This is a genomic window from Mesorhizobium sp. M0854, from assembly GCF_040319815.1.
Taxonomy (GTDB): domain Bacteria; phylum Pseudomonadota; class Alphaproteobacteria; order Rhizobiales; family Rhizobiaceae; genus Mesorhizobium.
In genome coordinates this window covers 47,576-73,923 of record NZ_JAMYOL010000008.1, presented here as the reverse complement: position 1 = coordinate 73,923, position 26,348 = coordinate 47,576, and the positions used below count along the sequence as shown (strand labels likewise).

20 protein-coding genes, 1 tRNA gene and 1 pseudogene are annotated in these 26,348 nt (G+C 61.9%); 16 read left to right on the top strand and 6 right to left on the bottom strand.

Annotated elements, in window-relative coordinates:
- The first annotated feature begins 26 nt into the window (after positions 1 to 26).
- From NKH99_RS15020 to NKH99_RS15005, 4 genes are all read left to right on the top strand, one after another.
- A complete protein-coding gene (locus tag NKH99_RS15020; RefSeq protein WP_352474573.1) occupies positions 27 to 731 on the top strand; it encodes a GntR family transcriptional regulator in 705 nt (234 codons plus the stop codon).
- 722 nt (positions 732 to 1,453) lie between these two features.
- Entirely contained in the window at positions 1,454 to 2,596 is a 1,143-nt protein-coding gene (locus NKH99_RS15015) for an MFS transporter (RefSeq protein WP_353014663.1), read from the top strand.
- A gap of 666 nt (positions 2,597 to 3,262) precedes the next feature.
- The gene (locus NKH99_RS15010; RefSeq protein WP_023679340.1) at positions 3,263 to 3,454 is read left to right on the top strand and encodes a DUF6494 family protein; all 192 of its coding nucleotides are present in this window, start codon (positions 3,263 to 3,265) and stop codon (positions 3,452 to 3,454) included.
- 183 nt (positions 3,455 to 3,637) lie between these two features.
- The gene (locus tag NKH99_RS15005; protein ID WP_353014662.1) at positions 3,638 to 3,832 is read left to right on the top strand and encodes an NAD(P)-dependent oxidoreductase; all 195 of its coding nucleotides are present in this window, start codon (positions 3,638 to 3,640) and stop codon (positions 3,830 to 3,832) included.
- A gap of 655 nt (positions 3,833 to 4,487) precedes the next feature.
- Here NKH99_RS15005 and NKH99_RS15000 read toward each other — a convergent pair.
- Both NKH99_RS15000 and selD read right to left on the bottom strand, forming a co-directional pair.
- Positions 4,488 to 5,375, bottom strand: a complete 888-nt coding sequence (locus NKH99_RS15000; RefSeq protein ID WP_353014504.1) for a hypothetical protein — start codon at positions 5,373 to 5,375, stop codon at positions 4,488 to 4,490.
- A gap of 281 nt (positions 5,376 to 5,656) precedes the next feature.
- Entirely contained in the window at positions 5,657 to 6,733 is a 1,077-nt protein-coding gene (selD, locus tag NKH99_RS14995) for a selenide, water dikinase SelD (RefSeq protein ID WP_353014503.1), read from the bottom strand.
- A gap of 479 nt (positions 6,734 to 7,212) precedes the next feature.
- Between selD and fdnG the strand changes: the two genes are divergently transcribed.
- From fdnG to NKH99_RS14950, 9 genes and pseudogenes are all read left to right on the top strand, one after another.
- Positions 7,213 to 10,299 carry a formate dehydrogenase-N subunit alpha gene (fdnG, locus tag NKH99_RS14990; protein WP_353014502.1) on the top strand — a complete coding sequence of 1,029 codons (3,087 nt, stop codon included), beginning with the start codon at positions 7,213 to 7,215 and terminating at the stop codon, positions 10,297 to 10,299.
- A 12-nt stretch (positions 10,300 to 10,311) separates the two neighbouring features.
- Positions 10,312 to 11,262, top strand: a complete 951-nt coding sequence (fdxH, locus tag NKH99_RS14985; RefSeq protein WP_353014501.1) for a formate dehydrogenase subunit beta — start codon at positions 10,312 to 10,314, stop codon at positions 11,260 to 11,262.
- Positions 11,249 to 11,947, top strand: coding sequence for a formate dehydrogenase subunit gamma (locus NKH99_RS14980; protein WP_353014499.1), 699 nt, complete (start codon positions 11,249 to 11,251; stop codon positions 11,945 to 11,947). The genes fdxH and NKH99_RS14980 overlap by 14 nt, the downstream gene beginning before the upstream one ends.
- Positions 11,948 to 12,061: 114 nt before the next feature.
- A complete protein-coding gene (gene fdhE, locus NKH99_RS14975) occupies positions 12,062 to 12,982 on the top strand; it encodes a formate dehydrogenase accessory protein FdhE (RefSeq protein ID WP_353014498.1) in 921 nt (306 codons plus the stop codon).
- A gap of 4 nt (positions 12,983 to 12,986) precedes the next feature.
- Entirely contained in the window at positions 12,987 to 14,408 is a 1,422-nt protein-coding gene (selA, locus tag NKH99_RS14970; protein ID WP_353014497.1) for an L-seryl-tRNA(Sec) selenium transferase, read from the top strand.
- The gene (locus tag NKH99_RS14965) at positions 14,395 to 15,186 is read left to right on the top strand and encodes a tetratricopeptide repeat protein (protein WP_353014495.1); all 792 of its coding nucleotides are present in this window, start codon (positions 14,395 to 14,397) and stop codon (positions 15,184 to 15,186) included. Before selA ends, NKH99_RS14965 begins: the two co-directional genes overlap by 14 nt.
- A pseudogene (gene selB, locus NKH99_RS14960) lies at positions 15,183 to 17,018 on the top strand (selenocysteine-specific translation elongation factor); the annotation flags it as partial. The gene NKH99_RS14965 and the pseudogene selB, both read left to right, overlap by 4 nt.
- 123 nt (positions 17,019 to 17,141) lie before the next feature.
- Positions 17,142 to 17,237 (top strand) — tRNA-Sec (locus NKH99_RS14955).
- Positions 17,238 to 17,399: 162 nt separating this feature from the next.
- Positions 17,400 to 17,708: a hypothetical protein gene (locus NKH99_RS14950; RefSeq protein WP_353014494.1), complete on the top strand. Its 309-nt coding sequence runs from the start codon at positions 17,400 to 17,402 to the stop codon at positions 17,706 to 17,708.
- Positions 17,709 to 18,267: 559 nt separating this feature from the next.
- On the opposite strand, the gene NKH99_RS14945 is transcribed toward NKH99_RS14950, so the two are convergent.
- Genes NKH99_RS14945 through NKH99_RS14935 form a run of 3 tightly spaced genes read right to left on the bottom strand, consistent with a single transcriptional unit; the run spans position 18,268 to position 21,363 of the window.
- Positions 18,268 to 19,140 carry a carbohydrate ABC transporter permease gene (locus tag NKH99_RS14945; protein WP_353014493.1) on the bottom strand — a complete coding sequence of 291 codons (873 nt, stop codon included), beginning with the start codon at positions 19,138 to 19,140 and terminating at the stop codon, positions 18,268 to 18,270.
- Positions 19,137 to 20,027, bottom strand: coding sequence for a carbohydrate ABC transporter permease (locus tag NKH99_RS14940; RefSeq protein WP_353014492.1), 891 nt, complete (start codon positions 20,025 to 20,027; stop codon positions 19,137 to 19,139). The genes NKH99_RS14945 and NKH99_RS14940 overlap by 4 nt, the downstream gene beginning before the upstream one ends.
- A 43-nt stretch (positions 20,028 to 20,070) precedes the next feature.
- Complete coding sequence (locus NKH99_RS14935; RefSeq protein WP_353014490.1) at positions 20,071 to 21,363, bottom strand: ABC transporter substrate-binding protein; 1,293 nt, start codon at positions 21,361 to 21,363, stop codon at positions 20,071 to 20,073.
- A 481-nt stretch (positions 21,364 to 21,844) separates the two neighbouring features.
- On the opposite strand from NKH99_RS14935, the gene NKH99_RS14930 reads away from it, so the two are divergent.
- From NKH99_RS14930 to NKH99_RS14920, 3 genes are read left to right on the top strand one after another with little or no spacing between them, the layout of a single operon-like run.
- Positions 21,845 to 22,720, top strand: coding sequence for an ROK family protein (locus NKH99_RS14930; RefSeq protein WP_353014489.1), 876 nt, complete (start codon positions 21,845 to 21,847; stop codon positions 22,718 to 22,720).
- Entirely contained in the window at positions 22,717 to 23,487 is a 771-nt protein-coding gene (locus tag NKH99_RS14925; protein WP_353014488.1) for a GntR family transcriptional regulator, read from the top strand. The genes NKH99_RS14930 and NKH99_RS14925 overlap by 4 nt, the downstream gene beginning before the upstream one ends.
- A gap of 37 nt (positions 23,488 to 23,524) precedes the next feature.
- Positions 23,525 to 24,316, top strand: a complete 792-nt coding sequence (locus NKH99_RS14920) for a sugar isomerase domain-containing protein (protein WP_353014487.1) — start codon at positions 23,525 to 23,527, stop codon at positions 24,314 to 24,316.
- A 258-nt stretch (positions 24,317 to 24,574) separates the two neighbouring features.
- On the opposite strand, the gene NKH99_RS14915 is transcribed toward NKH99_RS14920, so the two are convergent.
- Complete coding sequence (locus tag NKH99_RS14915; protein WP_353014486.1) at positions 24,575 to 26,326, bottom strand: adenylate/guanylate cyclase domain-containing protein; 1,752 nt, start codon at positions 26,324 to 26,326, stop codon at positions 24,575 to 24,577.
- Positions 26,327 to 26,348: the final 22 nt, after the last annotated feature.

Sequence of the window (26,348 nt, the reverse complement as noted above, 5' to 3'; positions counted from 1 at the left end):
GATCCGGCCGCCGGGACAATGAGACGATGGACCTGCTTGGGCCAAAGCCACGGGATGGCGACAAGCCGACGATGCGCTGGTTTCCGGTCTATGCCGGCCTGCGCGACGCCATCGTCAGCCACCGCCTCGCACCGGGCACAAAACTACCCGAGGACGAACTCGCCTCGATCTATTCGGTGAGCCGCGCGGTGATACGCGCGGCGCTGCAGGCGCTGTCGCATGACCGCTTGGCTCGGCTCGAGCCGAACCGCGGCGCGTTCGTCGCCCAGCCGACCAAGCAGGAAGCGCGCGAGGTGTTCGAAGCGCGGGCGCTGATCGAGCCCAAGGTCGCCGCGCTTGCCGCCGAAGTGGCAAAGCCGGCCGAGATCGCGCAACTGCGGCTTCATCTCGAAAAAGAGCACGAGGCCCTGCATGCCGGCCGCGACAGCGACGCCATCATGCTGTCGGCAAAATTCCATGTCGGCATCGCCCAAATCGCCGGCCATTCTATCCTGACCGGTTTCGTCAAAGACCTGCTGTCGCGGTCGTCGCTGATCATCGCGCTCTACTGGCGCCGCCGCGACACCACCTGCGAAAGCCACGCCCATCACGCCCTCGTCGATGCCATCGAAAAGCACGACGCACAAAACGCGTCCGACCTGATGCAAAGTCACCTCGTCGAACTTCTGTCGGGCCTTGATCTGTCGCTTGGCGAGAAGAAGCCCGAGAGCCTGTCGGACATCTTGCGCTGATCTGCGCTGTCAAACTCTTCGCCAAGCTTCGCATTGCACATGTCGTCGCGATGCTGGACGAATATCGGATCACCCGCAACCGACACCGGCCAACGAAGCTCGCGCGTAAGTGGCTCTCAAAGCTGGTAAAGCCGAAGTGCCATATTGGATCGCCCCCGATCGGGCGCTCACGGCGACGCCAGGATGCACGTCACCCCGCAATCCTGACCTGGCGCCTACCTCTGAAACGTCCCAATGCGACGTTTCTACTTGCCAGTAACGCGACGTTCGAACTTGGTTGCAACATGATCCCAGGTTGATTGGCGATCCTGCCCCCCGTCCACCCGGTTCCGAAACGGCACCATGCGCCATCTCGGGACGTTCGCCAATGCGGCGGGAACTTCGCGATCCGACCCTTCTCGGACGTTCCCTGAATGCAAGATCACGGGCAGGTTCTGACCCTATTCCCGACCTTGACAGCCAAGTGCAATATGCGCCAGTTGCGTCTTCGGTCGTTGCAAGCCTTGACACGATATGATTCAGCATTGTTGGGCGGCAGCCCGAGGATTCAAACCGATATTCGCCTCGCTGGAATGTCTAACGCGACTCCGTCATGATGTCCCAGCCCTGTCGAGCGACGCTGCCAAAGCCGTTGACGCCAACGCAGGTGATGAGGGCAGGCTAGACCAGTGCAGCAGATCCGCCCGGCGACTTTTCTTTTTGCGGCCCGAGCCCTGCGCGACATGGGCGACGGCTTCGTGGCCGTTCTGTTGCCGGTCTATCTCCTCGCATTAGGCTTCGCGCCTCTGCAGGTCGGCATCATTGCAACCGGATCGCTGCTCGGTTCAGCGCTCTTGACCATCGCCGTCGGGCTCCTTGGTGCCCGACACGATCACCGCCAACTCCTGCTTGCCGCCGCCAGTCTGATGGTGGCCACGGGTGTGGCCTTTGCTGTGGTCCACGACTACGCGCTGCTCTTGGTGATCGCCTTCGCAGGCACCATCAACCCGTCGGCCGGCAGCGTCAGCGTATTCGTGCCCTTGGAGCATGCCGTGCTCACACGCGAAGTCACTGACGCCGCGCGGACCAAGATGTTCGCGCGCTACAGCCTTGTGGGTGCGCTCGCAGCCGCGGTTGGCGCGCTCGCTTCGGCAACCCCTGATCTTCTGGCGCAAGCCGGCCTCGACCAACTCACCGGCATCAAGGCGATGTTCGTGCTCTATGCGTTGCTGGGCCTGCTCGGCGGTCTCCTTTACGCGCAGATCCCGCAGCGCCGTCCAACGTCGGACTCCGGCAGCACGTCCGCGCTTGGCCCCTCGCGGAATATCGTTTTCAGGCTTGCGGCCCTTTTTAGCCTTGATGCCTTTGCCGGCGGCTTCCTCGTCCAGTCGCTGCTTGCCCTGTGGCTTTTCGAAAAATTCGACCTGTCGCTTTCGGAAGCGGGCTTTTTCTTCTTCTGGTCCGGGGTGCTTTCGGCGTTCTCATTCCCCGTTGCCGCCTGGCTGTCGCGGCACATCGGACTCATCAACACGATGGTGTTCACACACATTCCGTCCAGCATCGCCCTGATGCTGGCGGCGCTTGCGCCGACGCTCCCTCTGGCCCTCGCCCTGCTGCTGATCCGTGCCGCGCTTTCGCAGATGGACGTCCCGACGCGCTCATCTTACGTCATGGCGGTCGTCACCGAGGCGGAGCGGGCAGCCGCCGCGAGCTTCACATCGGTACCGCGCAGTTTGGCTGCCGCAGCCAGTCCCGCCCTGGCGGGCGCTCTGTTCGCTGCCTCGTTCCGGGCTTGGCCCCTGATCATCTGCGGTGCACTGAAGATCGCTTACGATCTGCTGCTGCTGATGCAGTTCCAGAACGTCAAGCCGCCAGAGGAACGGTGATATTTGGGTTGCTTGACCCGGAGGGGTCAATCGCGAAGGCAAACGTTGGAAAGGTCGTCGATCACTTCGGCTCTGACTCCGGACTTATCGAATGCCTAATGTGACCCGACATCCTCGACGCGATGCCTGCAGACCATCACCCGCAGCGCAGCAGACAACGAAAGTCTCCGCTGGTTTCTGCCGATCAGGCAGGCCGTGCTTTGTAAAAGCGGCACCAGCCATCGGGGCTGATTTCACCCGCGACAATCTCGGATGCATTCGGCTTCAGGAAATGGGTGCACCCGGCGCAGCGGCGACCTTGTTTGGAACATCCTAATAAAGCGCCACAGGCTTTGGGGTTGTTTCGGCGCCGCGCGCCGCAGGCTGACCTGTCATGCAGGAAGCAAGCCCACCTGCACCGGCAAATCGCCGCGCCGGTCGTCGACACCTTAAGAAATTTCCGGCGAGACAGCGCTTGGCCTGGCTCACGTTGTGCCGACCCGCATAGTGCTCCTTCCGCGCAAGACGTCGATCGGTTCACTCCTCCTGCCAGGGGTCGATCAAGTTAAGGACCCGACGTCTCCTCCCGGCTCGAGGTCTATTTCCATAAAACCGTGCGTCACCGTCCTGCTTCCTTGATCCCTTGCCTTCCTTTACAATCTCTTCCGGACACAGAGGAGTTCCGCCATGAGCGAAGACGCCGTCAATATGTCGATCCGCAAGTTCCTGAAGGAAGTCGGCGTCACCTCCCAGCGCAAGATCGAGGAGACGGTGCGCGAAGGCCAAATCGGCGGCAAGAAGCTGAAGGTCCGCATGACGCTGACGGCGGAAGGCACCGGCCTCAACCACGTGGTGGACGGCGAGATCGAACTTCCATAAGCCGGGCGAAGCGACCTAGCGAAACGGCCGACGCGGCCGAAAGCGGTCGAGACGGATCAGCGGTTGGAATGGCGTCTGGCCGGGTCGATGTAGTACCGCTCACCCCACGCTCCTGCGACTCTGAGGGAACGGAAAGACCGACCCTAAGCGGAAGCTCGCTGGCTCCGGGCTCAATTCACGGCCATCACCCTTTACGTGTTTGAGCGTGAACCGCTGGAGGCTTCGTCGCCGTTGTGGACTCATCCCAGGGTGACCATCACACCTCATGTCGCGAGCTTCTGGGTGGATTCTGGAATCGACCAGGTCGCCGATCTCTGCGGTCAAGTCGCAAGAGGAGAGCCTCTGTCCAACAAAATCGACCTCGAACGGGGTTATTGAATCGAAGTAGTGTGTTTACCCATTTAAGCAGCTTCCGATCTTATGAAGCGCGGACATCAGCGCGCGCGTCACCCGGCTAATGCATCATCAGCGTGAGCATGCTTTCAAAGAGCCAAGCGAGAACCTTTCCGTCAACCACGGCGAGCGCGGCAACGGAAATTCGTAGCCAGACATCGGCGATTTAAGGCTAAGACCGGCAAGGCATGCTTTCCAAGAGCCGCTATTATGACGTGGAAACCATGAATATTATTCTTGATATTGCAAAGCTGATGCTCGAAATAGCAAATATACTTGTACGCCAGCGTCATATGAGAGCGTAGGGAGGGGCGAGGTCCGATTTGCAGGCTGGAAGAGGTACCTTTCTCACGTTCACCACGCGCCGAGGCCGCATTGAAACATGCTCTTTTCGTCACGGCTTAATAGGAACTGCAGCGCAACGGGTGGGGCTTGCAGCTGGTCCGCGTTATTGCTGTTCGAGTAGGTGACAACGGCGGTCCGGAAAACAACGTTCCACGCTTTTGCCTGATGCGCTGAGTTTTCACACGGCTCGGTGGGAAGCGGCTTCAAGAAGCGCAGCACGTTAGCCGTCTGGGACACCCAATAGCAAATGCTTAAACAGTTATGGGGCGTTCGTGCGGCGAAGGGAATTCCGCTTTCACACGAACAGAAAGTCATGTGCGGTCAACGTGCTCGTGAAGTTATCGAGTGTGACTTGATCCGCTCCTGCGGTAATGATGGTTCCAGTTCCAATTCTGGTGATTGTGAGATCATTGAAAGATTGCACATCCTCCACGCCGCAAAACTCAATTTTGTCCTTTTGGCTCTGGCTGAAGTCTTCGATTCTGTTATTGATTCCGACTGTCATTGGACCATCGTCCTTGAATACAAACAGATCGCTCCCGCCTTGAGCCTGAGCGCTGTCAAATTCCCCATCGCCCCACATTAGGTTACTGACCAAGCTGCCGGGGGCAGCGGTCCCAGCGTACAGGGTATCGTTGGCGCCCTTGGCGGAGTCAAAGAAAACAAATGCATCGCCGAAGAGAGAGTTGATAACCTGGCCACCGCCAGTGTTGTTGCCGCCGATCAGGGTGTCGTTGCCGCCCTGAGCAGAGTCGTGCATATTTGCCCCGTCGCCCACGAGAGAATTGTCAACTAGGGAACCGCCACCGCCAGTGTTGTTGCCGCCGATCAGGGTATCGTTGCCGCCCCGAGCGGAGTTGAACATGTTTGCTGCCTCGCCCCAGACTTCATTGAAAACGCCGGCATCGCTGCTGCTGTTGCTGACGCCAATCAGGGTATCGTTGCCGCCCCGAGCGAAATCGAATTGGAACAGCGCGTCACCCGAGAGAAGATGGCGGACGTCGCCACCGGTGACGTTGTTGGGCCCGGTTAGGGTATCATTTCCACCCCGAGCATGGTCGAACATGCTGCCGCCAGCATCCCCAAACAAGCCGTTTACACTGTTGTCGCCCACAAGGACGTCATCGGTGCCCCTTTGATGGTCCGTTAAATCTCCCGGAGTAAATGGAACGCGCTTGGACATCCTGCCCTCCTGCTGGACTGTGCCTCCGGCCGACTACAATCTTAGACTAAGATATCAAACATGGAAAGCAAGTCACCATCAGCGGATAGCGACGGCCGCACACCACCTCACTTCTATCGGAAACCAGACGCCGGTCACCAAAACAGTCCGCAGCGTTCGCCGCCAATCCAGCGTGGACAGGGCAGGCGGCGTCTTTGCCTGCCGATCCAGTGGTGGCAGGAGGTGGAGTGCCGCGAACTGGAGGGCGCACCCCGTCATCTGGCGGGAAGCGGAGCGGCCGTTCAGGCCTCTACTACGATTGTCGGCGCGCCGGGCCTGGCATGGCCGATGATGCGAGCCGAAGGATAGCCGTCCGCGACGATCCTCTCGACGAGCGCCGCTGCGTGGTCGGTCTGGCAAGCAACCAGCAACCCGCCCGAAGTCTGTGGATCCGTGAGAAGATGGCGTCGCCACTCGGGCATGCCGGGAGGTAAGCTTACCGCGTCGCCATAGCTCGCCCAGTTGCGCCGCGATGCGCCGGTGACGTGGCCGTCCACTGCGAGCGAGGCAGCTTCGGAAAAGAGCGGCACGTCGTGGCTGCAAATTATCAGCGTGCACCCGGAACCGCGTGCCATCTCGAGGCCATGTCCGAGCAAGCCAAATCCGGTCACGTCGGTGACGGCGTGGACGCTCGCGTCCTGCGCCAGCTCCGATCCGATCCGGTTGAGAAGGGTGGTGGAGGCGATCATTTCGCGATAGCCGCTCTCGGAAAGCGCCTGCTTCTTGATGGCGGCGGAATAGATGCCGACGCCGAGCCCCTTCGTCAGGATCAAGGCGTCACCCGGCTTGGCGTCAGAATTGCGTCGGATATCTCCGGGTCGGCATGTGCCGATGACTGCGAGGCCATAAATCGGCTCCGGCGAGTCGATCGAGTGGCCACCTGCAACCGGGATTCCGGCGTCGGCGCAGACAGCTTCGCCACCTTTCAGGATTTCGCGGACCATGAGCGTCGGGATCTTGTCGAGAGGCATCCCGAGGATCGCCAGCGCCATGATCGGCCGGCCACCCATCGCATAGATATCGGACAGGGCGTTGGTTGCGGCAATCCGGCCGAAATCGTAGGGGTCATCTACCATAGGCATGAAGAAGTCGGTGGTCGCAATGACGCAAGTCGCGCCGTCGAGTTGCCAGACTGCGGCATCGTCGCCGGTCTCCGTGCCGACGAGAAGCTGATGATAGGGACTGGCAGCCGCCGGATTAGCGAGAAGCTGCTGCAGCACTGACGGTGCCAGCTTACAGCCGCAACCGCCGCCATGGGCGAGGCTGGTCAGGCGAACAACGGGCGCATCGGTTATTTCGGGCGAGAGGGCGATTGCCATAGTCGTCGAGCCTCCTCTGCTGGCACGCTTTAGTAGGGATCAAGGTCAACCAGAATGGAAAATACGATCGCGCCAACGCACGGCGCGTTTGGAGCACGCTTGCTCTCAGCGGATTTCATTAAGTTGGGAAAGGCAAGCACCGTATCCGGCGTGCGAGGCATCGCCGTCATTGGGTATCGATCGAAAGGCGCCCCGACCCGCGGGAGCTGTTTCATCACCACGCTTTACTGTACGGTAATGCGTTCGTTTTCGTCAATCGCAGTCGCGGTCACGAAAAGATGACGAGAATATTCAACAATAATACACAATGCCGATTTGCGGGCACAAACCTGTTGCAGGAAGGCGGTTCGGAGGGGCACTTTTGCTGCACCGTACGCACCTGGTTCTTTGGCATTGATTTTATTTGGTCCGAGACTAGTTACTCGGATTAAACCGTTGGTTCGAGTTGCCTTGTGGGGCACCGGCTTCGGGAGGAACCCATGAACATCGATCTTTCTCGACGCGCGTTCCTGCAAACAGCAGGCGCGGGTCTCGCCGGTACTACGCTTGGAGCCCTCGGCTTCGGCGATAGCGAGGCCGCACACGCGGCGGCTATACGGCCCTTCAAGCTCGCGAACACCACCGAAACACGCAACACCTGTCCATACTGCTCGGTGGCTTGCGGCATAATCTTGTATTCGAAGGGCGATCTCAGAAAGGGCGAGCCGGCCGAGATAACCCATATCGAGGGTGACACTGATCATCCGACCAATCGCGGCACCTTGTGCCCCAAAGGGTCGGCCCTGCTCGGATTTGTCAAGTCGCCGACCCGTCTGCAACATCCGATGATCCGCAAACCGGGCTCGGACAAGTTCGAGCCGATAAGCTGGGAAGACGCGCTCGGCCGCATCGCCCGCCTGATGAAGGACGATCGCGACAAGAACTTCGTCGCGACGAACAATGACGGCGTGACGGTCAACCGGTGGATCACCACCGGCTTCCTCGCCGCCTCGGCTTCGACCAATGAAACCGCGTTCGCGACCTACAAGGTGGTCCGCAGCGCGGGCATGCTGGTGTTCGACAACCAGGCACGTGTCTGACACGGCCCGACGGTGGCGAGTCTCGCCCCAACATTCGGCCGCGGCGCAATGACCAATTCCTGGACCGACATCAAGAACACGGATCTCGTCGTCATCATGGGCGGCAATGCCGCGGAAGCGCATCCTTGCGGCTTCAAATGGGTCACAGAGGCGAAGGCCAACCGCGGCGCCAAGCTCATCGTCATCGACCCGCGCTTTACGCGCTCGGCTTCGGTGTCGGATCTTTACGCGCCGATCCGCCAGGGAACGGACATCGCCTTCCTGCTCGGGCTGATCAACTACTGCATCCAGAACGATAAGGTGCAATGGGACTATCTGAAGGCCTTCACCAACGCGACATATGTCGTCAAGGAGGGCTTCACCTATCAGGACGGCCTCTTCTCCGGCTATAACGAGGCGAAGCGAGACTATGACAAGTCCAGTTGGGACTATGACATAGGCACGGACGGCTTTGCCGTTGTCGACGCGACATTGGCCAATCCCCGCTGCGTCTGGAATCTGCTCAAGAAGCATGTCGCGGTCTACACGCCGGAGATGGTCGAGCGCATCTGCGGCACACCGAAGGACCGGTTCCTGAAGGTGGCCGCGATGGTCGCCGAGACATCGGCTCCGACCAAGGCGATGACCTCGATGTACGCGCTCGGCTGGACCCAGCACTCGAAGGGCTCGCAGAACATCCGCGCCATGGCGATGCTGCAGCTTGTTCTCGGCAATATCGGTATACGCGGCGGCGGCATGAACGCGCTTCGCGGTCACTCCAACATCCAGGGGCTGACCGACCTCGGGCTGATGTCGAACCTGCTGCCCGGTTATCTGACGCTGCCGACTGAGAAGGAGGTCGATCTGGCAGCCTACATGTCGACCCGAGGCTTCAAGCCGCTCCGGCCGAACCAGATGAGCTACTGGCAGAACTATAGGAAGTTCTTCGTAAGCTTCCAAAAGTCAATGTGGGGCAACGCGGCAACGCCGGAGAACGGCTTCGCCTACGACTACCTGCCGAAGCTCGACCTGCCGGGCTACGATCTGCTGCGGGCTTTCGAGTTGATGCACCAGGGCAAGATGAACGGCTATTTCTGCCAGGGCTTCAACCCGCTACAGGCAGCCCCGAACAAGAAGAAGGTGATCGAGTCCCTCTCGAAGCTCAAATACCTCGTCATCATGGATCCGTTGGACACGGAGACGGGCCGGTTCTGGGAGAACCACGGGCCGTACAACGATGTCGATCCGTCGCAGATTCAGACGGAAGTCTACCAGCTTCCCTCCACCTGCTTCGCCGAGGACGACGGCTCGCTGGTCAATTCGGGGCGCTGGCTGCAGTGGCATTGGGCCGGCGGCACGCCCCCCGGCGACGCCAAACGCGATACCTGGATCATGGCGCAGCTCTATCTGCGCCTGAAGGAGCTCTACACCAAGGAAGGTGGCGCCTTCGCGGATCCGATCGTCAAGCTCAACTGGCCTTATGCCGATCCCGGCGATCCGAAGGCCGAGGAGCTTGCCCAGGAGATCAATGGTAGGGCGCTCGCCAGGGTAACCGACACGGCCGACCCGACAAAGGTGCTGGCCGAGGCCGGAAAGCTCTTGCCGGGCTTCGCCGCGCTGCGCGACGACGGCTCCACCTCCTGCGGCTGCTGGATCTATTCCGGCTGCTTCAACGAAAACGGCAACAACATGGCCAGGCGGGACACCACCGATCCTGACGAAACCGGCGCCTACTCCAAATGGGCGTTCTCATGGCCCGCCAACCGCCGCATTCTCTACAACAGGGCGTCGGCTGACCTCAGCGGAAAGCCTTGGGATCCAAGCCGCAAGGTGATTGAATGGGACGGCACGAAATGGTCGGGCTACGATGTCCCCGACATCTTGCCAACGGCAAAGCCCGATCAAGTAGGCCCGTTCATCATGAATCCGGAAGGCGTCTCGCGCCTCTTCACCCGGGGCATGATGCGCGACGGACCATTCCCTGCGCATTACGAGCCATTCGAGTCGCCCATCGCGAACCCGATAGCTCCCAAAGTTCGCGGCAACCCCGCAGCGCGGGTGTTCGAAGGCGATATGGCCCAGTTCGCCGAATCGGCTTCGCAGGAGTTCCCCTACGCGGCGACCTCCTACCGGCTGACCGAGCATTTCCACTTCTGGACCAAGCACGTCATCACCAATGCGGCGATGCAGCCGGAGTTTTTCGTGGAAATTTCGGAACAGCTTGCGGCCGAGAAGGGCATCACCAAAGGCGGCTGGGTGCGCGTCTGGTCGAAGCGCGGTTCCATTGTGGCGAAGGCCATGGTGACCAAGCGGATCAGGCCGCTCACCTGCGATGGCAAGACCGTCCACATCGTCGGAATACCATTGCATTGGGGCTTCACGGGAGCGGCGAAGAAAGGCTTTGGCCCGAACATGCTCACCCCCTTTGTCGGTGACGCCAACATCGAGACGCCGGAATACAAGGCGTTCCTTGTCAATATCGAGCCCATCGCCGGGCCGGTAGCGTAGGAGGAGTAAGCGATGTTTCCTCCACTTCCAAATCCTTCGACGACGGATACCGCACCCCGTTTTTCCGACAAGGACCTCATCCGCCGCTCTGCCTCGACGGTTCCCGCGCCCGAGCAGCAATTGACGGAAGTCGCCAAGCTCATCGATGTTTCGAAATGCATCGGCTGCAAGGCGTGCCAGACGGCCTGCATCGAGTGGAATGACACGCATCCGGAGATCGGCTTCAATGCCGGCGTCTATGAGAATCCTGCCGATCTGACGCCGGACATGTTCACGCTGATGCGCTACAGCGAATGGGACAATCCCGAGACGAACGAACTCGAATGGCTGATCCGCAAGGATGGCTGTATGCACTGCGCTGACCCGGGCTGCCTCAAGGCTTGTCCGGCACCAGGCGCCATAGTGCAGTATTCGAACGGCATCGTCGATTTCGTCCATGAGAACTGCATCGGCTGCGGCTATTGCATCAAGGGTTGCCCGTTCAACATTCCGCGCATCTCCAAAGTCGATCACACGGCCTACAAATGCACGCTCTGCTCCGACCGCGTGGCTGTCGGCCAGGGACCAGCCTGCGCCAAGGCCTGCCCGACCCAGGCGATCGTGTTCGGCACAAAAGACGAGATGAAACAGCACGCCGACGGCCGCATCAAGGACCTGAAATCGCGCGGCTATTCGAATGCCGGCCTCTACGATCCGCCCGGCGTCGGAGGGACGCATGTGATGTATGTGCTGCACCATGCCGACCAGCCGGAACTCTATTCTGGTCTGCCGAAGGAGCCAAAGATCAGTCCGCTCGTGGAGGCGTGGAAGGGGGTAACCAAATATGCCGGCCTCACCATTCTCGGCGTGGCGGCCGGCGTCGGCCTGCTTCACCATCTGGTGATGGGACCGAACAGGGTCTCCGAGGCGGATGAGGAGCATGCCGAAGAGCTGACGGAAGGCGACATCGATGGCCGCATATGACGTGAAGCCGAACGAGCAGGTACATCCCGGCAAGCCAGTCATCGTGGACCGCTACACGGTGAGCGCGCGGATCAACCATTGGATCACGGCGGCCAGCCTGATCCTGCTCGCCTTGTCCGGCCTTGCCATGTTTCACCCGAGCCTGTTCTTCCTGTCGGGGCTGTTTGGCGGCGGCCAGTTCACGCGCTTCATTCACCCATGGATCGGCGTCTTGCTCTTCTTCAGCTTCCTTGGCCTTTTCCTTCGGTTCTGGAAGGCCAATTTGTGGAGGCCCGAGGACGGAACGTGGCTCGCCCGTTTCCGTGACGTATTGTCCAATCACGAGGACAACGTCCCCGACGTCGGCAAGTACAATGCCGGCCAGAAGCTCGTCTTCTGGTCAATGTCGATCCTCATCATCATCCTGATTTCGAGCGGCATCGTCATCTGGCAACAATATTTCGCCGCTTACACCACAATCGGCCAGCAGCGGATGGCGCTTCTTGTTCATTCGATCGCTGCCGTGGCGATCATCGGCGTCTGGATTATCCATTTCTATTCGGCCATCTGGGTACGCGGCACCATTCCCGCCATGACGCGCGGACGGGTGACCGGCGGCTGGGCTTGGCGGCATCATCGCAAATGGCTGCGTGAACTGATCGCAGGCAAACCGGACGGACGTTCGGGATCGAATCCCGCCGAATGAGCGGGTATTTGTTTTTACGCAATTCCGGACGGAAAACCGTTATACACGTTTCGTGGAATTGCTCTGGAGCAGTATCAAGCCGACCACGTGGCCCGTGAGGTTCGTGAGGTTGAAATGCCAAGGCAACAAGATCCGTCACGCCCTGACCCGACTGTAATCGGCGAGGTCTCGGCCCCACCCTTTGCCCGCCTGCCTGATCCGCGGACCTTGTTCATTCGCCGCTCCGACCGATTGAATGTGTTGGCGGATGACCACCAGCTCGGCCCCTATCTCCGCTTCCTCTCTGCACTGACGGATGCGCAGCACCGCATCCAGGATGGCTTGCCGGATGTCAAATTGCCGACCGCGGAGGCGCGCGAGCGCGCACGAACCTTCGGTATGCCGCCGCTCGATCGCAGCCAATTCACTTCCGATGCCGCCCTTGGAATGACGCTCGGCCGCCTATTCGAAGTGGCAGCCACGATCGAAAAGCCCGAGGCGGCCGCAGCCGCCTTGGACGGGCTGGCGAATATCGATGCGTCCGGGGTCGAATCCATGGTGCGCAATGTGCTCACCGATGCGATCCCAATGAACGCGCTTGCCGAGCATGTCTATGTCGCGGCCGCGCTGCAGGTTCACTTCGCCCGCCTCGCGGCATGTCTCGACAGCTCGAAGCTGGTTCCGGTTGCCGATGGCGCCTGTCCGGCCTGCGGTGGGCCGCCCGTATCCTCGATCGTCGTCGGTTGGCACGGCGCACACGGGGCGCGGTTCTGCGTCTGCGCGCTGTGTGGAACATTGTGGAATCACGTCCGTATCAAATGTACGCTGTGCGGCTCGACCAAGGGGATAGGCTATCAGGAAATCGAGGGAGGCCCTGGCACGGTCAAAGCCGAGACCTGCGATGCATGCGGCTGCTATGTAAAGATCCTGTACCAGCACAAGGATCCGGCTCTCGATCCGGTCGCCGACGACGTGGCGACGCTCGGCCTCGACCTGCTCGTCCGCGAGGGTGGCCATCGCCGCGGATCGTTCAATCCGTTCCTTGTTGGCTATTGATACGATGACCGCTTCATCCGCAAACCCTTTGCGCAATCTTCCGTCAGTCGACCAAGTGCTGAGGACCCCGCTGGCGGCGGCCGCAATCGAGCGCTTCGGACGGCAGGCCGCGACGGAGGCCATTCGCCGAGCCGTCGCCGATGCACGAGTGGCCTCCCGCAATGCCGGAGCCATCGTGCCGGAGGCAAACGATCTTGCCGGCGACGCGCTCGTGCAGCTCAAGGACGGCGAACGCTCTTCCCTGCGCCCCGTTTTCAACCTGACCGGAACGGTGCTGCATACCAATCTCGGACGAGCCCTCCTCGCGAAAGAGGCGGTCGAGGCTGTTCGGCTGGCGATGCGCGAAGCGGTGGCTCTCGAATTCGATGTCGAGAAAGGCGAGCGCGGCGAACGGGACGATCATCTTCGATCGCTCGTTTGCGAGCTGACCGGAGCCGAGGATGCAACCGTCGTCAACAACAACGCGGCTGCCGTCCTTCTCGTCCTCAACACGCTGGCGCTCGGTCGCGAAGCGATCGTTTCGCGAGGCGAGTTGATCGAGATCGGCGGCTCTTTCCGGATGCCCGAGATCATGACGCGCGCCGGCGCCAGGCTTGTCGAGGTCGGCACCACCAACCGCACGCATCGCAAAGACTATGTCGCGGCGATCGGCCCGGAGACCGGGCTCATCCTCAAGGTGCACACATCGAACTACCGGATCGAAGGATTCACGGCCGAGATCCGGGCACCCGAGCTCGCTTCAATCGCCAAGGCGCATGGGATACCGCTGGTCCATGATCTCGGTTCGGGCACGCTGGTCGATCTAGCCCGCTACGGCCTTGGGCGCGAGCCGACCGTGCGCGAGGCGGTCGCCGACGGCGCCGATCTCGTCACATTCTCCGGCGACAAGCTGCTTGGCGGTCCGCAGGCGGGGTTCATCGTCGGCCGCAGGGACCTGCTCGCAGCGATCAGCCGCAACCCGATGAAGCGGGCGCTCAGGGTCGACAAGCTTCGTTTTGCCGCGCTCGAGGCGACGTTGAAGCTCTACCGCGACCCCGACCGCCTGGCCGAGCGCCTGCCGACGCTAAGGCTGCTCTCGCGCTCGGTGAGCGAGATTGCAGCGCAGGCAAAGCGCCTTGCTCCCCTGGTTGCTGACGCCGTGGGCGAAGCCTTTGCGGTCGACACGGTGGAGTGCCGGAGCCAAGTCGGATCCGGCGCGCTGCCGCTCGAAACTATGCCAAGCGCCGGGCTTGCACTTAAGCCGCGCTCAGGGAGCGGCCGGTCGCTCGACGCGCTTGCGGCTGCGCTGCGTGGGCTGGGCGTCCCCGTGATCGGGCGCATCGAAAACCACGCGCTCGTGCTCGATTTCCGCTGCCTGGAAGACGAGGCGAACTTCGTCGCCAATCTGGCCGGCTTAAATCCGGGAGGAACCGATGCGCTGGCTTGACCGCCTTGCGCGCCGCCCAGCCGAGACGCCTGTGGCCGCACGCATGACCGAAGCCCTCGAAGCCGCGCGGCGAGGCGATCATGCCCTGGCTCTCTCCATATGGGAGCCGCTGGCTCACCAGGGCGTTGCCCGCGCTCAGAACAATATCGGCGCCTGCTTCGCCGCAGGGCTCGGCGTCGAGCGTGATGCGGATATGGCCTTTCGCTGGCTGGCGCTCGCCGCCGCGGCAGGGGATCCTGTCGGACAAAGGAACTTGGCGTCGCTCTATTTCCGCGGCGAAGGCGTCGAGCGGGACTTTCGCCGGGCGGCCGAGCTCTATCGGGCCGCAGCGGAAACTGGCGACGGACCGGCGCAGGATATGCTGAGCTGGATGCTGCTGGAGGGCGAAGTGATGGCTCCCGATGTCGGCGAGGCGCGACGTTGGGCGCTTGCCGCGGCCGATCAAGGCATCGCATCCGCGATGACCCGGATCGGCATGCTTTATCACAATGCGCTCGGCGTGCCGCGCGATCCGGACGAGGCTGTCCGCTGGTGGCGCCGTGCTGCCGTGCGAGGAGACGCCGAAGGGCAGGCAATGCTCGGTGCCGCCTGCCATCTTGGCACGGGCGTGCCGGCTGACGCGGTCGAGGCGCTGGTTTGGCTCCTGCGTGCCCAGGCAGGCGGCAGCGCCCTTGCCAGCCGCTATCTGGCTGCGGTGCGGGCCGAATTGAGCGCGGGCGACGCCGCCGAGGCCGAGCGTCGCGCCGCCGCACCGTGGCCGGAGGCCGCATCATCATGATCGTTGGCACGGCGGGACATGTCGACCATGGCAAAACTGCTCTGGTGTATGCGCTGACCGGTATAGACACCGATCGTTTGCAGGAGGAAAAGACACGCGGCATGACGATCGATCTCGGCTTCGCCTATTTGCCGGTGCCGGGTGGGGATAGCATCGGTTTCGTCGATGTTCCCGGGCACGAGCGTTTCGTACACACGATGCTCGCCGGCGCCAGCGGCATCGACTTCGTGTTGCTCGTGGTGGCCGCCGACGACGGCGTCATGCCGCAAACCCGGGAGCATCTCGCCATCGTCGACCTGCTCGGTGTCAAGCGCGGCGCCGTCCTGCTCACCAAATGCGATCTGGCCGGTCCAGAGCGCCGCACTGCGGTGGCGAACGATATCCGCTCGGTGCTTGCCGGGACGATGCTTGCCGAAGCCCGCCTGATTCCCGTCTCGGTCGTTACAGGCGAAGGTATCGATGAACTCAGGTATCTCTTGGTCGAGGAGGCGTCGCATCTTGCCCGGCGTGCAGTTTCGGGCCGTTTTCGACTAGCGGTGGATCGCTCGTTCACGCTGCGCGGCGTGGGCACCGTCGTGACGGGCACCGTGCTTTCGGGTTCTCTCGGTACTGGGGACAACGTGGTCGTAAGCCCGTCGGGATTGCTTGCGCGGGTCCGATCGATCCACGCCCAGAACCGGCCGGCTGAACGTGGTCGGGCGGGAGACCGCTGCGCGCTCAATCTGACCGGCGAAAGGGTTTTCAAGGAGGCGATCCGGCGCGGCGACGTAATTGTCGATCCGAAGCTTCACGCGCCGTCGGACCGGATCGATGCAAGCCTTCGCGTTCTGCCGGGTGAACGCAAGCCGATCGGCCAATGGTTTCCGGTGCGGCTCCACCATGCCGCGACGGAGGTGGGGGCACGCATTGTACTCCTCGGAGACGAACCGATCGGGCCTGGCGGCACGGCCAATGTTCAATTGGTGCTGGACAGTCCGATCGCGGCCGCTGCCGGCGACGTTTACGTGGTGCGCGACACCTCCGCGCAGCGAACCATCGGCGGCGGACATTTTCTCGATCTGCGCGCGCCCAGCCGCAAACGCCGCGCGCCGGAACGGCTGGTCCAACTTGATGCCCATGCGCTATTGGCGCCCGAACTGGCCGCCGCCGCACTCCTTGATGCGCCGCCCCACTATTTCGACCTGAAGGCTTTCGCGCGCGACAGGGCGCTCAGTGACTGCGAGACGGAAGGCCTGATCGATCAACTCGGGCTTGTCCGTTTTGCCGTCGGAGAAATGCTTCTCGTGCTGTCGCCAGAGCGCTGGTTGCGATTCAAGCGCGACTTGGCCGCGACCCTGGAGACCTTCCATGCCGACAATCCGGATTTGCCGGGCGTAGGAATGGAGAGACTGCGTATTGGGCTTGATCCACGTCTGCCGGCCCCCTCTTTCATAGCAGTTCTGCGGAGCCTTTCGCACGCTGGAGAAGTTGCCTTGGACGGCGCCTGGGTGCGGCTGCCCGGTCATGAGGCGCACCTGACGGCAAAGGATGAAACTCTCTGGCTGCAGATCCAGCCTCTCATCGGCGGACCCGAACGATTCCATCCGCCGAGAGTGTGGGATATTGCCGAGGTGCTGGCCGCGCCGGAGACGGAAATCCGGCGGCTTCTGAAGCTTGCCGGCCGCATGGGGAAGGTCCACGAGGTCGCTCATGATCACTTCTTCCAGCGCCAGGCGTTGGCGCAGATCGTCGAGATCGCGCGCGACCTCGCCGCGTCGATGCCCACAGGCGAGTTCACTGCTGCTCAATTTCGCGATCGCGTGGGCAGCGGACGCAAGGTCGCCATCCATATCCTCGAATTTCTCGATCGGCACGGCGTGACACTGCGGCGGGGAGACTTGCGCCGTCTGAACAGGCGCAGGCTGGACCTGTTCCGCCTGACAGGCGAGGGTGAGCCGCCGATGGCGCAAATTTCTGGAGGAGCATCGTCCCCGGTGGGGCGTCCGGACTTCAAATCCGGGAGGGGCCGCGAGTCGGTCTCTGGTGGGTTCGACTCCCACTCTCTTCCGCCATCCTAGTGAGCCAAGATGAACCCGACGGCTTCCTTTCTCAATGACCTGAAAACGACGGCTGAGACCGCCAGGACAACCGAGGCAAGCTTCAGGCGACAAGCGGCCAATCAGATCGCGGTTCTGGAACAGGAGCGCGCCTTCGCCTTCAGGCGGCTCAACCTCATGCAGGCGATCTCGGACGCCGTGGCCTCAGCCGAAAGTGAGGAGATCGCCGTGGCCAGCGCTTTGGCCGTCCTGCGCTTGCGGCTCGGCTGGAATGCGGACAGCGAGGCGCGCACGGAAGCGATCACGCATTTTGGCCCCGTTGCGCTTGCGTTGTTCCAGGCTGCGAAGCTGCCCGAGGACGAACCCGCCACCAATATCGGCGAGGCCCTTGCGACTTTTGAGCATTGGTACTCCGAATCTCGGGGATCGCCGTTCTGGTTGCTATTCGAGCACCAGATCGTGGACACGCCGCTGGTCGACTTTTGACCGACGGACTTTTCGGCATACCCGGATGTGAAAGCAGAGAGCGCAACGTCGCTTTATTACCGACGACTCGATGCGGTAACCGGCGCCTCGGTCACCGCCGCAAGCAGCTGCTTTGGGGGCGGACGCCGGAAGGCGTTCACTCCCATGACATAGGAGCCATATTCGAGCCTTATGTCGTCGAGGTTGACAAATTGACGGCTACCTAGAGATCGCGCGCGCTCTCAAGCCAGGGGATATGTCACAGAACGAAAGGCGCTCGGCGGAACGGCGCGCAAGAAGACACAGAGCAATCAGCAGGCGGCCCGCGGAGCGCGGCAGCATGGCCACTCGCACTTCCTCTTTGGTGTCGAACCCGGCCGAATCCGGCTAACTGAGCCAATGGTGCGTGGCATTTGGGCATTGACAGGCGATGTACGCGCAAAGGCGAGCTGGCTGACCATGCACCAGGACATAGGTGGTTGAGTTTGTTCGGTAAGTGACAACAACGTTACGTCCGACGTTCACTTTGTGAGGCATTCGCATCAGATTCGCGATAAACAGATAGCCAGTGCCGCCGACGCTATCCCTTGACCGCCGAGCCGACGATCGAATCCACGAAGAAGCGCTGCAGGAAGACGAAGAGAACCAGTGGCGGGAGCACGGCAAGTGTGGCGCCAGCCATCACCAGTCCCGTGTTGAGAGCGCCTCGATTGTAGCTGAGCAGGCGACTAAGGCTGATGACGATCGGATATTCGTGTGCATTGCCCTGTAGAACGGTCAGCGGCCAGAGATAGCTATTCCAGTGATAGACGAAGGCAAACAGCGCCAGCGCCGCGATTGCCGGCGCCACGCTCGGCGCGACGATCTTGAACAGGATCAGGAGTTCCGACGCCCCATCCATCCGTGCTGCGTCGATCAGATCGTCGGGCACGCCGGCTATGAACTGGCGCATCAGGAAAATGCCGAACGCATTGGCGAGATTGGGCACGATGATGCCGGCAAGGCTGGCGTTCAGGCCGATTGATCCGACGAGACGGTAAAGCGGGATCAGCGTGACGATCGGCGGTAGGAACATGGTGGCGATCAGCACCGAAAACAGCAGTGAGCGGCCGGGAAAGTGATGCTTGGCGAAGGCGTAGCCAGCCATCATGCTGGTGACCAGAATGCCGGCGGTGGTGATCGAGGCGATCACCAGCGAATTCCACATCGAGCGGCCGACATTGATGACGCCGGACACGTTCTCGTACGCTTCGAGGGTCGGCGTGCGCGGTATCCACACCGGCGGCACCTGCATGGTTTCGGCCGGCGTTTTCAGGCTGGAGAGCACCATCCACAACAGCGGGAAGGCGGAGGCCACGGCAACCAGCAGCATCAGCGTGGCAAGCAGCGCTCTGCGGCCCGCCAGGCGTTTGCGGGCCAACCGGCTCGATGCTGAGCGGCCCGGCGCGCTCATTCGTCATCCTTCCGGTTGGCGAATGCAAACAGCGCACACACAATGACGACCAGCGCCAGCATCAGCATCACTGCCATGGCCGAGCCCAGCCCGCCTTGTGCCCGCTCGATGCCGACGCGGCGGATATGGTAGGTCAGCACGTTGGTCGAGCCGACCGGCCCGCCTTGGGTGATCAGCGCCACCGGCTCGAACACCTGCACGGCGTTGATGATGGCAATGACGGCGCTGAACAAGAGCGTGCGGCTCAACAGCGGCAAGGTGATGAAGCGGAACTGTTCGCGCCGGTTGGCGCCGTCAAGCGTCGCCGCCTCGTAAAGACTGCCCGGGATCTGGGTCAGCCCGGCAACGGCCAGCACCGTGAAATAGCCGATCTGCTGCCAGACATTGAGGACGACGATCGAGATCAACGCCGATCTTGGCGAGGACAACCAGAGTTGCGGGCCGATGCCGGCGAGACCGAGCACCTGGTTGAGCGGCCCCTCGCTCGGCGAATAGAGCTTCGACCAGACCAGCGTCACGGCGATCATCGGCACCATGTAGGTGGAAAACAACACGGTCCGCAGCGCCGTGCCGCCTGCGACATCGCGCTGGTGGACCATCAAGCCGAACACTACCGAAAGGGGCAGGATGAGGATCACCGACAATGCCGTGTAGATGGCGGTGTTGAGCAGCGCTCGCTTGAAATCCCGCCCGACCGAGGTCGGCCCGAATATTTCGCGAAAATTGTCGAAGCCGATGAAGCTCGCATTGGAAAAAGGCGTCTGCGTCGACCAGTCCTGGAATGACAGCCAGATGGTGAGCAGCATCGGCAGCAGGATGAAAACGCCGATCAGTGTCACGGCAGGCGCCAGCATGATGCCCGCCGAGGCACGATAGGTCTTGATCATCGCTCTGCTTCCAAAGCGTCGGGCTCTCGAAACAGCGCCTTCGCTATTTGGCGGCACGCTCCAGGATCGAGACGGCATCGGCCTGCGCGTTCGCCTGCGCATCCTTGGCCGAGAGCTGCCCATACTGCAACGCCTCGAGCGTCTGCTGCAGCGATTCGCTGAACTCCTGGCCGCCCGGGACGACCGGGAAGGGCTTGGCGTCGGCAAGCACGCTGACGTAGCCGGACAGGAACTCGGAACCGAGCTTGTCCTTATGGGCTTCGATGTCGGAGGTCCGCGTCGGCAGGATGCCCATCGACATCAGAATATCCGACATTGCCGATGCGCCGTTCTTGCCGGACTTCGGACTGTTCAGCCATACCAGGAAATCCCATGCCGCTTTTTGTTCGGGCTGACCGGCATTGGCGTTGACGACGGTCATCCATGAATAGGAGATCGAATGCGGCTTGTCGCCGCTCGGGCCAACCGGAATGGGCGCGGTGGCGATGTTGGAGAATTTTTCGCCCATGCCGCCCTTCAACGCGCTTTCCCACCAGTTGGCCATGATGATCATGCCGGTCTTGCCGGAGACGAAATTGTCTAGGAAGGGGCCGGTTGTGTTGGCGTCGGCCGTGGCCATCGCGGGATCGCTGGCGCCGGACTTGATCAGGTCCTCGTAAAGCTGGAAAGTCTCACCGGCTTGAGGACTGTCGAGCATCGGTTTGCCGTCCTTGACCAGCTCGCCGCCATTGGAGACCAGCAGCGAGGCGAAGGGATGGACGACGCCCGCCGCCCAGGAATTGATCACGCCGAAGCCTTGCTGGCCGGCATCTTTCCTGGTCAGCTTCTGGGCCGCATCCTTCAATTCGGACCAGGTCTTCGGCGCGGCTGTGATGCCTGCCCGTTTGAACAGCTCCTTGTTGTAGTTCAGCGCGTAGACGTCGATCTCGTTTGGAATGCCGTAAAGCGTGGCGCCAACAGAGGCCGCATTGACGACACCGGCCGGCCACGCACTCTTGACCTCGCCGGCAACTGCATCGGGGGCCGGCGCGACCAGCTTGTCTCGCGCCAGTTCGGGCAGCCACAAATCATAGATGCCGCCGATCGTCGGCCCGTCCGAGCTGCCGCCCTGGGAACGCAGTGTCGTGAGGAGATCGCCGAAGGGGACGGCGTGCACAGTGACGGTCACATCCGGATTGCTCTTGGCATAGTCCTTGGCCGCGGCGTCCAGCAAAGCGACCGTTTCGGGCGACCAGTGGGTCAGATAGGAGATGTTGACCGATTGCGCCCAACCAATGGTGGGCGAGGCCAACAACCCTGCAGCAAGTGCCAGTTTCGAAATCCAAGCCAAAGACATCCGACCCTCCGCATAGCCACACAGCGATGTCCATGACGTTATGACAACCCGAAGCAACGATGCAAGCGCTATCTTCGTGGAGAGCTCCTGCCGGCGTTGCGGCGTTTTCTTACTCCGGTTTTGTGAAGGGAGATCACAGATCATAAACAAGAGTTTAAGTGCGATGGCTCGAGCTGTTTCTCACTGCTGGCTATCCCCAAAACCTCTTGCGATCGAAGTCATGTCGTTATAATGACACTGAGCCGCTTTTCGTTGCCGCGGCGGAGACAGGCAGCCTCTCGGCTGCCGGGTGCCGCTTGCAAAGGATGCCGATGTCGAATGGGAGACGGAGCATGGTTCATCGACACGCTGCGCTCAGCCCGATCGGCTTTGGCGCCGCGTGCACCGGAGTCTGTACCGCACTGCCGACCAGAGCCGACGACGCCGTGGCGTCGACCTGGCGCTCCGAGGACCGGGCGGCAGCCAGTCGGAGTCGCTCTCGATGAGACGCGTTCTGGCCATCGATCTTGGCGGCACCAACTTGCGCGCCGCTATCCATACCGGCGATGTTCGCGGGCTGGAGATGCTCAGCCGCGAGCCCGCACCAGCAAGCCTTGATGCCTTCGTCGCCCGAATCGGTGCCTTGCGCGCCGAGGCCGGCCCGGTCGAGGCACTTGGCTTAGCGGTGCCGGGGCTTGTCGAGGGCTCGGTCTGCCGCTGGATTCCGAACCTGCCCTATCTCGACGGCATCGACATCGCGGCCTTGTTTCCTCGTCTGCGCGTTGCCGTTGGCAATGACGCGCAGGTCGCCATGCTGGCCGAAGCGGTCGAAGGTGCCGCAAAAGGCCTGTCCGATGCCATCCTGCTGGCGATCGGCACCGGTATCGGCTCCGCCGTTCTGGTCAATGACCACATCGTCGCCGGCGTACGTGGCGGCGCCTGCTCATTCGGCTGGGCCTGCGCCGACATCGAGGATGAAGGCGAGGACCGCAGCGGCTGGCTGGAGCGCTTCGCTTCCGGGCGGGCATTCGACGCCGCGGCGCGCCAGATCGGGCTTGCCAATGGCGGCAGGCTGGTCGAGGCGGCCCGGGGTGGCAAGACGGCCGCCCTTGACGCATTGGAGCTGCCGGCGCGCCGGCTGGGCACTGCCTTGGCGGGTGCGGTCGCGCTGCTTGACACCCAGGCGGTCCTGATTTCCGGCGGGCTTGCCGATGCGCTGGACGTGGTAGGGCCGCCGCTGCTTGCGGCATTGCGGCGTCAGCTGCCGCCGCATCTGCGCGATGTCGTGCTGCGGTCCGGCGAATTCGGCTCCCGCGCCGGTCTCGTCGGCGCCTCGCTGGCCGGTCTCGCCGGAGCACAGTGGAGGCAGATTAGATGAGCCAAGTGAGCTTTCAGCAACCGGACCGCCGAAGACCCGAGCCGCTCTGGTATCAGGTGGAAGAGGCCATCCGCGCCATCGTCAAGAGTGGCGATTGGGCGACCGGCGACCAGATTCCGGCCGAAGACAGACTGTGCGCCCTGTTCGGGGTGAGCCGCATCACGCTGCGCCACGCGCTGCGCAATCTGGAAGAGCACGGGCTGCTCAGGCGCGAACATGGCCGTGGCACCTTCGTGCGCTCCACCACGCTGGTCGCCGGCACCCGCGAACTCACCAGCTTCACCCAGGAAATGGGCAATATGGGCGTGGTCGCCGGCTCGCGCTTGCTCGACTGCAGCCTGACCACCGCCAATGCCGCCGCGGCCGGAGCGCTGGAGATCGAGGAGGGCGACCCGCTGGTGCGCATCCGGCGGCTCAGGCTTGGCAACAACGAACCGATCGGTATTCAGACTGCGCAACTCTCGGCCGCGCGCGTGCCCGGCTTTCTCGATGCCGGCCTGTTGCAGGGCTCGCTCTACGAAGCCTTGGAACGCCATTACGGCATCGTGCCGGTCGCGGCGCGCGAAAACTACCGTGTTGGCGCGGTCGGGACGGCGGATGCCGAGTTGCTCGATCTGCCTGCGGGGAGTCCCGCTTTCGTGGTCGAGCGCATCACCACCGACGAGCGTGGCCCATTCGAATTCACCGTCTCGGTCATGCGGGGCGACCGCTACGAAATCCGCTCGACGCTGCGTGCCGGTCGCGCCGCGCCAACCGCAAGAAGCTGAGCCATCACCGAAGCCGACACATAACAGGAGTACCGACGTGTCCGATCTCTACATACCTCGCCTTGCCGCCCTCATCGAACAGGCCTCGAAAGCCAATGCCGAAGCCTTTGGCGAAGCGGCCAGCCGCTTTGCCGACACGCTCGAGAGCGGGGGGTTGGTTCATCTTTACGGCTCGGGCCACTCGGTGTTGCCGGTCCAGGAAGTGTTTCCGCGCTACGGCAGCTATATCGGCTTCAATCCGCTGACCGACCCGCGTGTCATGTGGCATAACGTGCTCGGCGCCGGCGGCGTGCGCGAACTTCTGTGGCTGGAGCGGACCGAGAAATACGCCGAGAAATTCCTCGATCACCAGCCGCTGAACAAAGGCGATTCGATCATCATCTTTGGCCACAGCGGCCGCAATTCGTCCGGCATCGACACTGCGCTTTATGCGAAAAAACGCGGCATCTTCGTCGTTGCGATAACCAGCAAGCACAATCTCGACAAGCCGGCGACGCACTCTTCCGGCAAACGGCTTGCCGATGCCGCCGACCTTGTCATCGACACCTGCTCGCCGATCGAGGATGCCATCGTGCCGGTCGAGGGCTGGAGCCGGCCGGTCTCCGGTTCGTCGACCGTGCTTGCCATGATCCTGGCGCATGAGCTGATCGCCCGCACCGCCGAGGCGCTTTCGAAACGCGGCATCGAACTGCCGGTTTTTGCCTCGCCGACAATTGCCGGCGTCACACTGCACGACACCGACGTCATCTATGGCGTCTATCGCGAGAAAATGCTCGAGGCACAAAGGAAGCATCTGCCGACGTTCCAGGCGACCATGCGCGGCGACTGACAACCGGGGAGGGCACGCAAAACACTAGGACGTAGTGTTCTAGGCAAGCCGCTTGAATGGTTTGGCCGAAGACGTTTTCGACAAATCCGCCAGCAGCCGACCTTCAGGTCGTCGCGTATCCTTCGACCGGCCGCGGCCGGAACCGAGACGGCAACTTGCAGGGATGGAGCGGTCGATAGCGCTTTCGCAGACTCGCGCCGGTGCCGCTACGTCCGCCACCTGGTGGCGTGCGGGGGTTTCACCAACGCCGAAATACGTCTAGTCCGGCAAGCCCGCCAGACGCCAGCCATCGACAAAGGGCTGGGCAGCACTCATGCTCCTAAATGGCAAGTTCGCTACTAGTTCGCCGATCGTCCAACCTGGATTGCCCGCAAGAAATAGGCGGGCTTCCTCCTGTGCCTCAGGCAAGCGGCCGCCAAGGGCAAGCGCGGCAATCAGGTGCTCCCTCGAACCTGTCCCGTAGGTTTCTTCCCGGCTCAAGGACACGACCGCTTCTTCGTACTGACCGGTGGAAATCTGCGCCATTCCCACGATCCAGAAATACCAACCGGGTGGACGAGGATTTAAACGCAGCGCCTCCGCGCAAGCTATCAGCGCCGCTTGCGGCTTGCCCAAGTAGATTTGAAGCTCACCAATCCATGCAACCGCATCTGCATTGTTGGGATTTATCCGAATGGCAGCATCGAATTGAGATTTTGCTTCATCCCAATTGCGCTCAAAAAGCTGAACGCAGCCCAGGATCCTGCGAACGTTGGAATCGCCGGGATCGATTTCCACGGCCCGTTGTGCGTGCATCAGAGCCTTTGCGCGGCCGGGTACCTGCGGTTCTCTCCAAATAATCCAGCCAAACAGCAGTGAGATGGCAAGATTGCTGTGCGCTTCACAGTAGTTTGGATCGAGTGCAACGGCACGTTCCAAAGCTGAACGCGCCTCGCTGTTGTCTGATCTGGAAATGTTCCATTTGCCTCGCGACCTAACACAGAGATCATAGGCTTCGAGATTTGACGGTCGAAAACGGCTAACAATGTTCCTTTCACTGAGCTTGCCAGAAATCGCTTCAACAACGCGTCGCGTGACCTCGTCCTGAACGTCGAAGATGTCGGCGATTTCGCGGTCGAAACGCTCGGCCCAGACATGATTGCCGCCTTCCGCCGCGTTGATCAGCTGCACATTTACACGCAAACGCTTGACGGACCGCCTCGCGCTGCCCTCAAGTATGTACTTGACCCCTAGATCGCGAGCGATCTGACGGACATCACTGGGCTTGCCCTTGTAGGCGAAGGTGGAGTTACGGGCGATTACGAAGAAGCCCGGTACATTGGAGAGATCGGTGATGATGTCCTCTGTCAGGCCGTCGGTAAAGAACTCCTGTTCGGCGTCGCCGCTCATGTTGATGAAGGGCAGCACGGCGATGGACGGCTTGTCGAGAACGGCGAGCGGAGCCGGAGTGGCGCCGATTAAGACAGTTGGCTCGCGACGGGCAGGCGTACCGACCTCCAGCGCATAAACGCGCATCGGCTCAGCAATGTTCTTAAGGACTCTCTCGCCGAGATCACAAATCGCGAGGTCGTGCCGGCTCCGCACCTGACGGTAGGCATCTTCAGACAGGCAGATGGTTCCTGGCTTCGCCATGCCCTCCAGACGAGCAGCGATATTGACGCCATCGCCCATCAAGTCGCCATCCGCTTCCTCGACAACATCGCCGATATGAATACCGATGCGCAGTTCAATTCGACGCTCTGCCGGCAATCCGGAATTGCGCTCGAGCATCCCTACCTGCAGCTCCATAGCGCAGCGGACCGCGTCAACGCCGCTCCGAAACTCGGACAGCACGCCATCGCCGGTGCTCTTCACGACCCGACCCCGATGAACTGCGATGGTCGGGTCGACGAGGTCGCTTCGCAGCGTGCGGATGCGAGCGAGCGTACGATCCTCGTCACTCGCCGTCAGACGGCTGAAGCCGACGATGTCCGCCACCAGGATTGCCGCGAGCTTGCGTACTTCGGTCATTGCATGCCCATTCCCGAACCTA

Bases quoted from the DNA above. Each gene is read 5' to 3' on its own strand.
- NKH99_RS14925 (WP_353014488.1), top strand. From the start codon at position 22,717: ATGAGCCAAGTGAGCTTTCAGCAACCGGACCGCCGAAGACCCGAGCCG.
- NKH99_RS14980 (WP_353014499.1), top strand. From the start codon at position 11,249: ATGGCCGCATATGACGTGAAGCCGAACGAGCAGGTACATCCCGGCAAG.
- NKH99_RS15000 (WP_353014504.1), bottom strand. From the start codon at position 5,375: ATGTCCAAGCGCGTTCCATTTACTCCGGGAGATTTAACGGACCATCAA.
- NKH99_RS14950 (WP_353014494.1), top strand. From the start codon at position 17,400: ATGCAGGCGATCTCGGACGCCGTGGCCTCAGCCGAAAGTGAGGAGATC.
- NKH99_RS15015 (WP_353014663.1), top strand. From the start codon at position 1,454: ATGGGCGACGGCTTCGTGGCCGTTCTGTTGCCGGTCTATCTCCTCGCA.
- selD (WP_353014503.1), bottom strand. From the start codon at position 6,733: ATGGCAATCGCCCTCTCGCCCGAAATAACCGATGCGCCCGTTGTTCGC.
- NKH99_RS14935 (WP_353014490.1), bottom strand. From the start codon at position 21,363: ATGTCTTTGGCTTGGATTTCGAAACTGGCACTTGCTGCAGGGTTGTTG.
- fdxH (WP_353014501.1), top strand. From the start codon at position 10,312: ATGTTTCCTCCACTTCCAAATCCTTCGACGACGGATACCGCACCCCGT.
- NKH99_RS14915 (WP_353014486.1), bottom strand. From the start codon at position 26,326: ATGACCGAAGTACGCAAGCTCGCGGCAATCCTGGTGGCGGACATCGTC.
- selA (WP_353014497.1), top strand. From the start codon at position 12,987: ATGACCGCTTCATCCGCAAACCCTTTGCGCAATCTTCCGTCAGTCGAC.
- NKH99_RS14965 (WP_353014495.1), top strand. From the start codon at position 14,395: ATGCGCTGGCTTGACCGCCTTGCGCGCCGCCCAGCCGAGACGCCTGTG.
- NKH99_RS14945 (WP_353014493.1), bottom strand. From the start codon at position 19,140: ATGAGCGCGCCGGGCCGCTCAGCATCGAGCCGGTTGGCCCGCAAACGC.
- NKH99_RS15020 (WP_352474573.1), top strand. From the start codon at position 27: ATGGACCTGCTTGGGCCAAAGCCACGGGATGGCGACAAGCCGACGATG.
- fdhE (WP_353014498.1), top strand. From the start codon at position 12,062: ATGCCAAGGCAACAAGATCCGTCACGCCCTGACCCGACTGTAATCGGC.
- NKH99_RS14940 (WP_353014492.1), bottom strand. From the start codon at position 20,027: ATGATCAAGACCTATCGTGCCTCGGCGGGCATCATGCTGGCGCCTGCC.
- NKH99_RS14930 (WP_353014489.1), top strand. From the start codon at position 21,845: ATGAGACGCGTTCTGGCCATCGATCTTGGCGGCACCAACTTGCGCGCC.
- NKH99_RS15010 (WP_023679340.1), top strand. From the start codon at position 3,263: ATGAGCGAAGACGCCGTCAATATGTCGATCCGCAAGTTCCTGAAGGAA.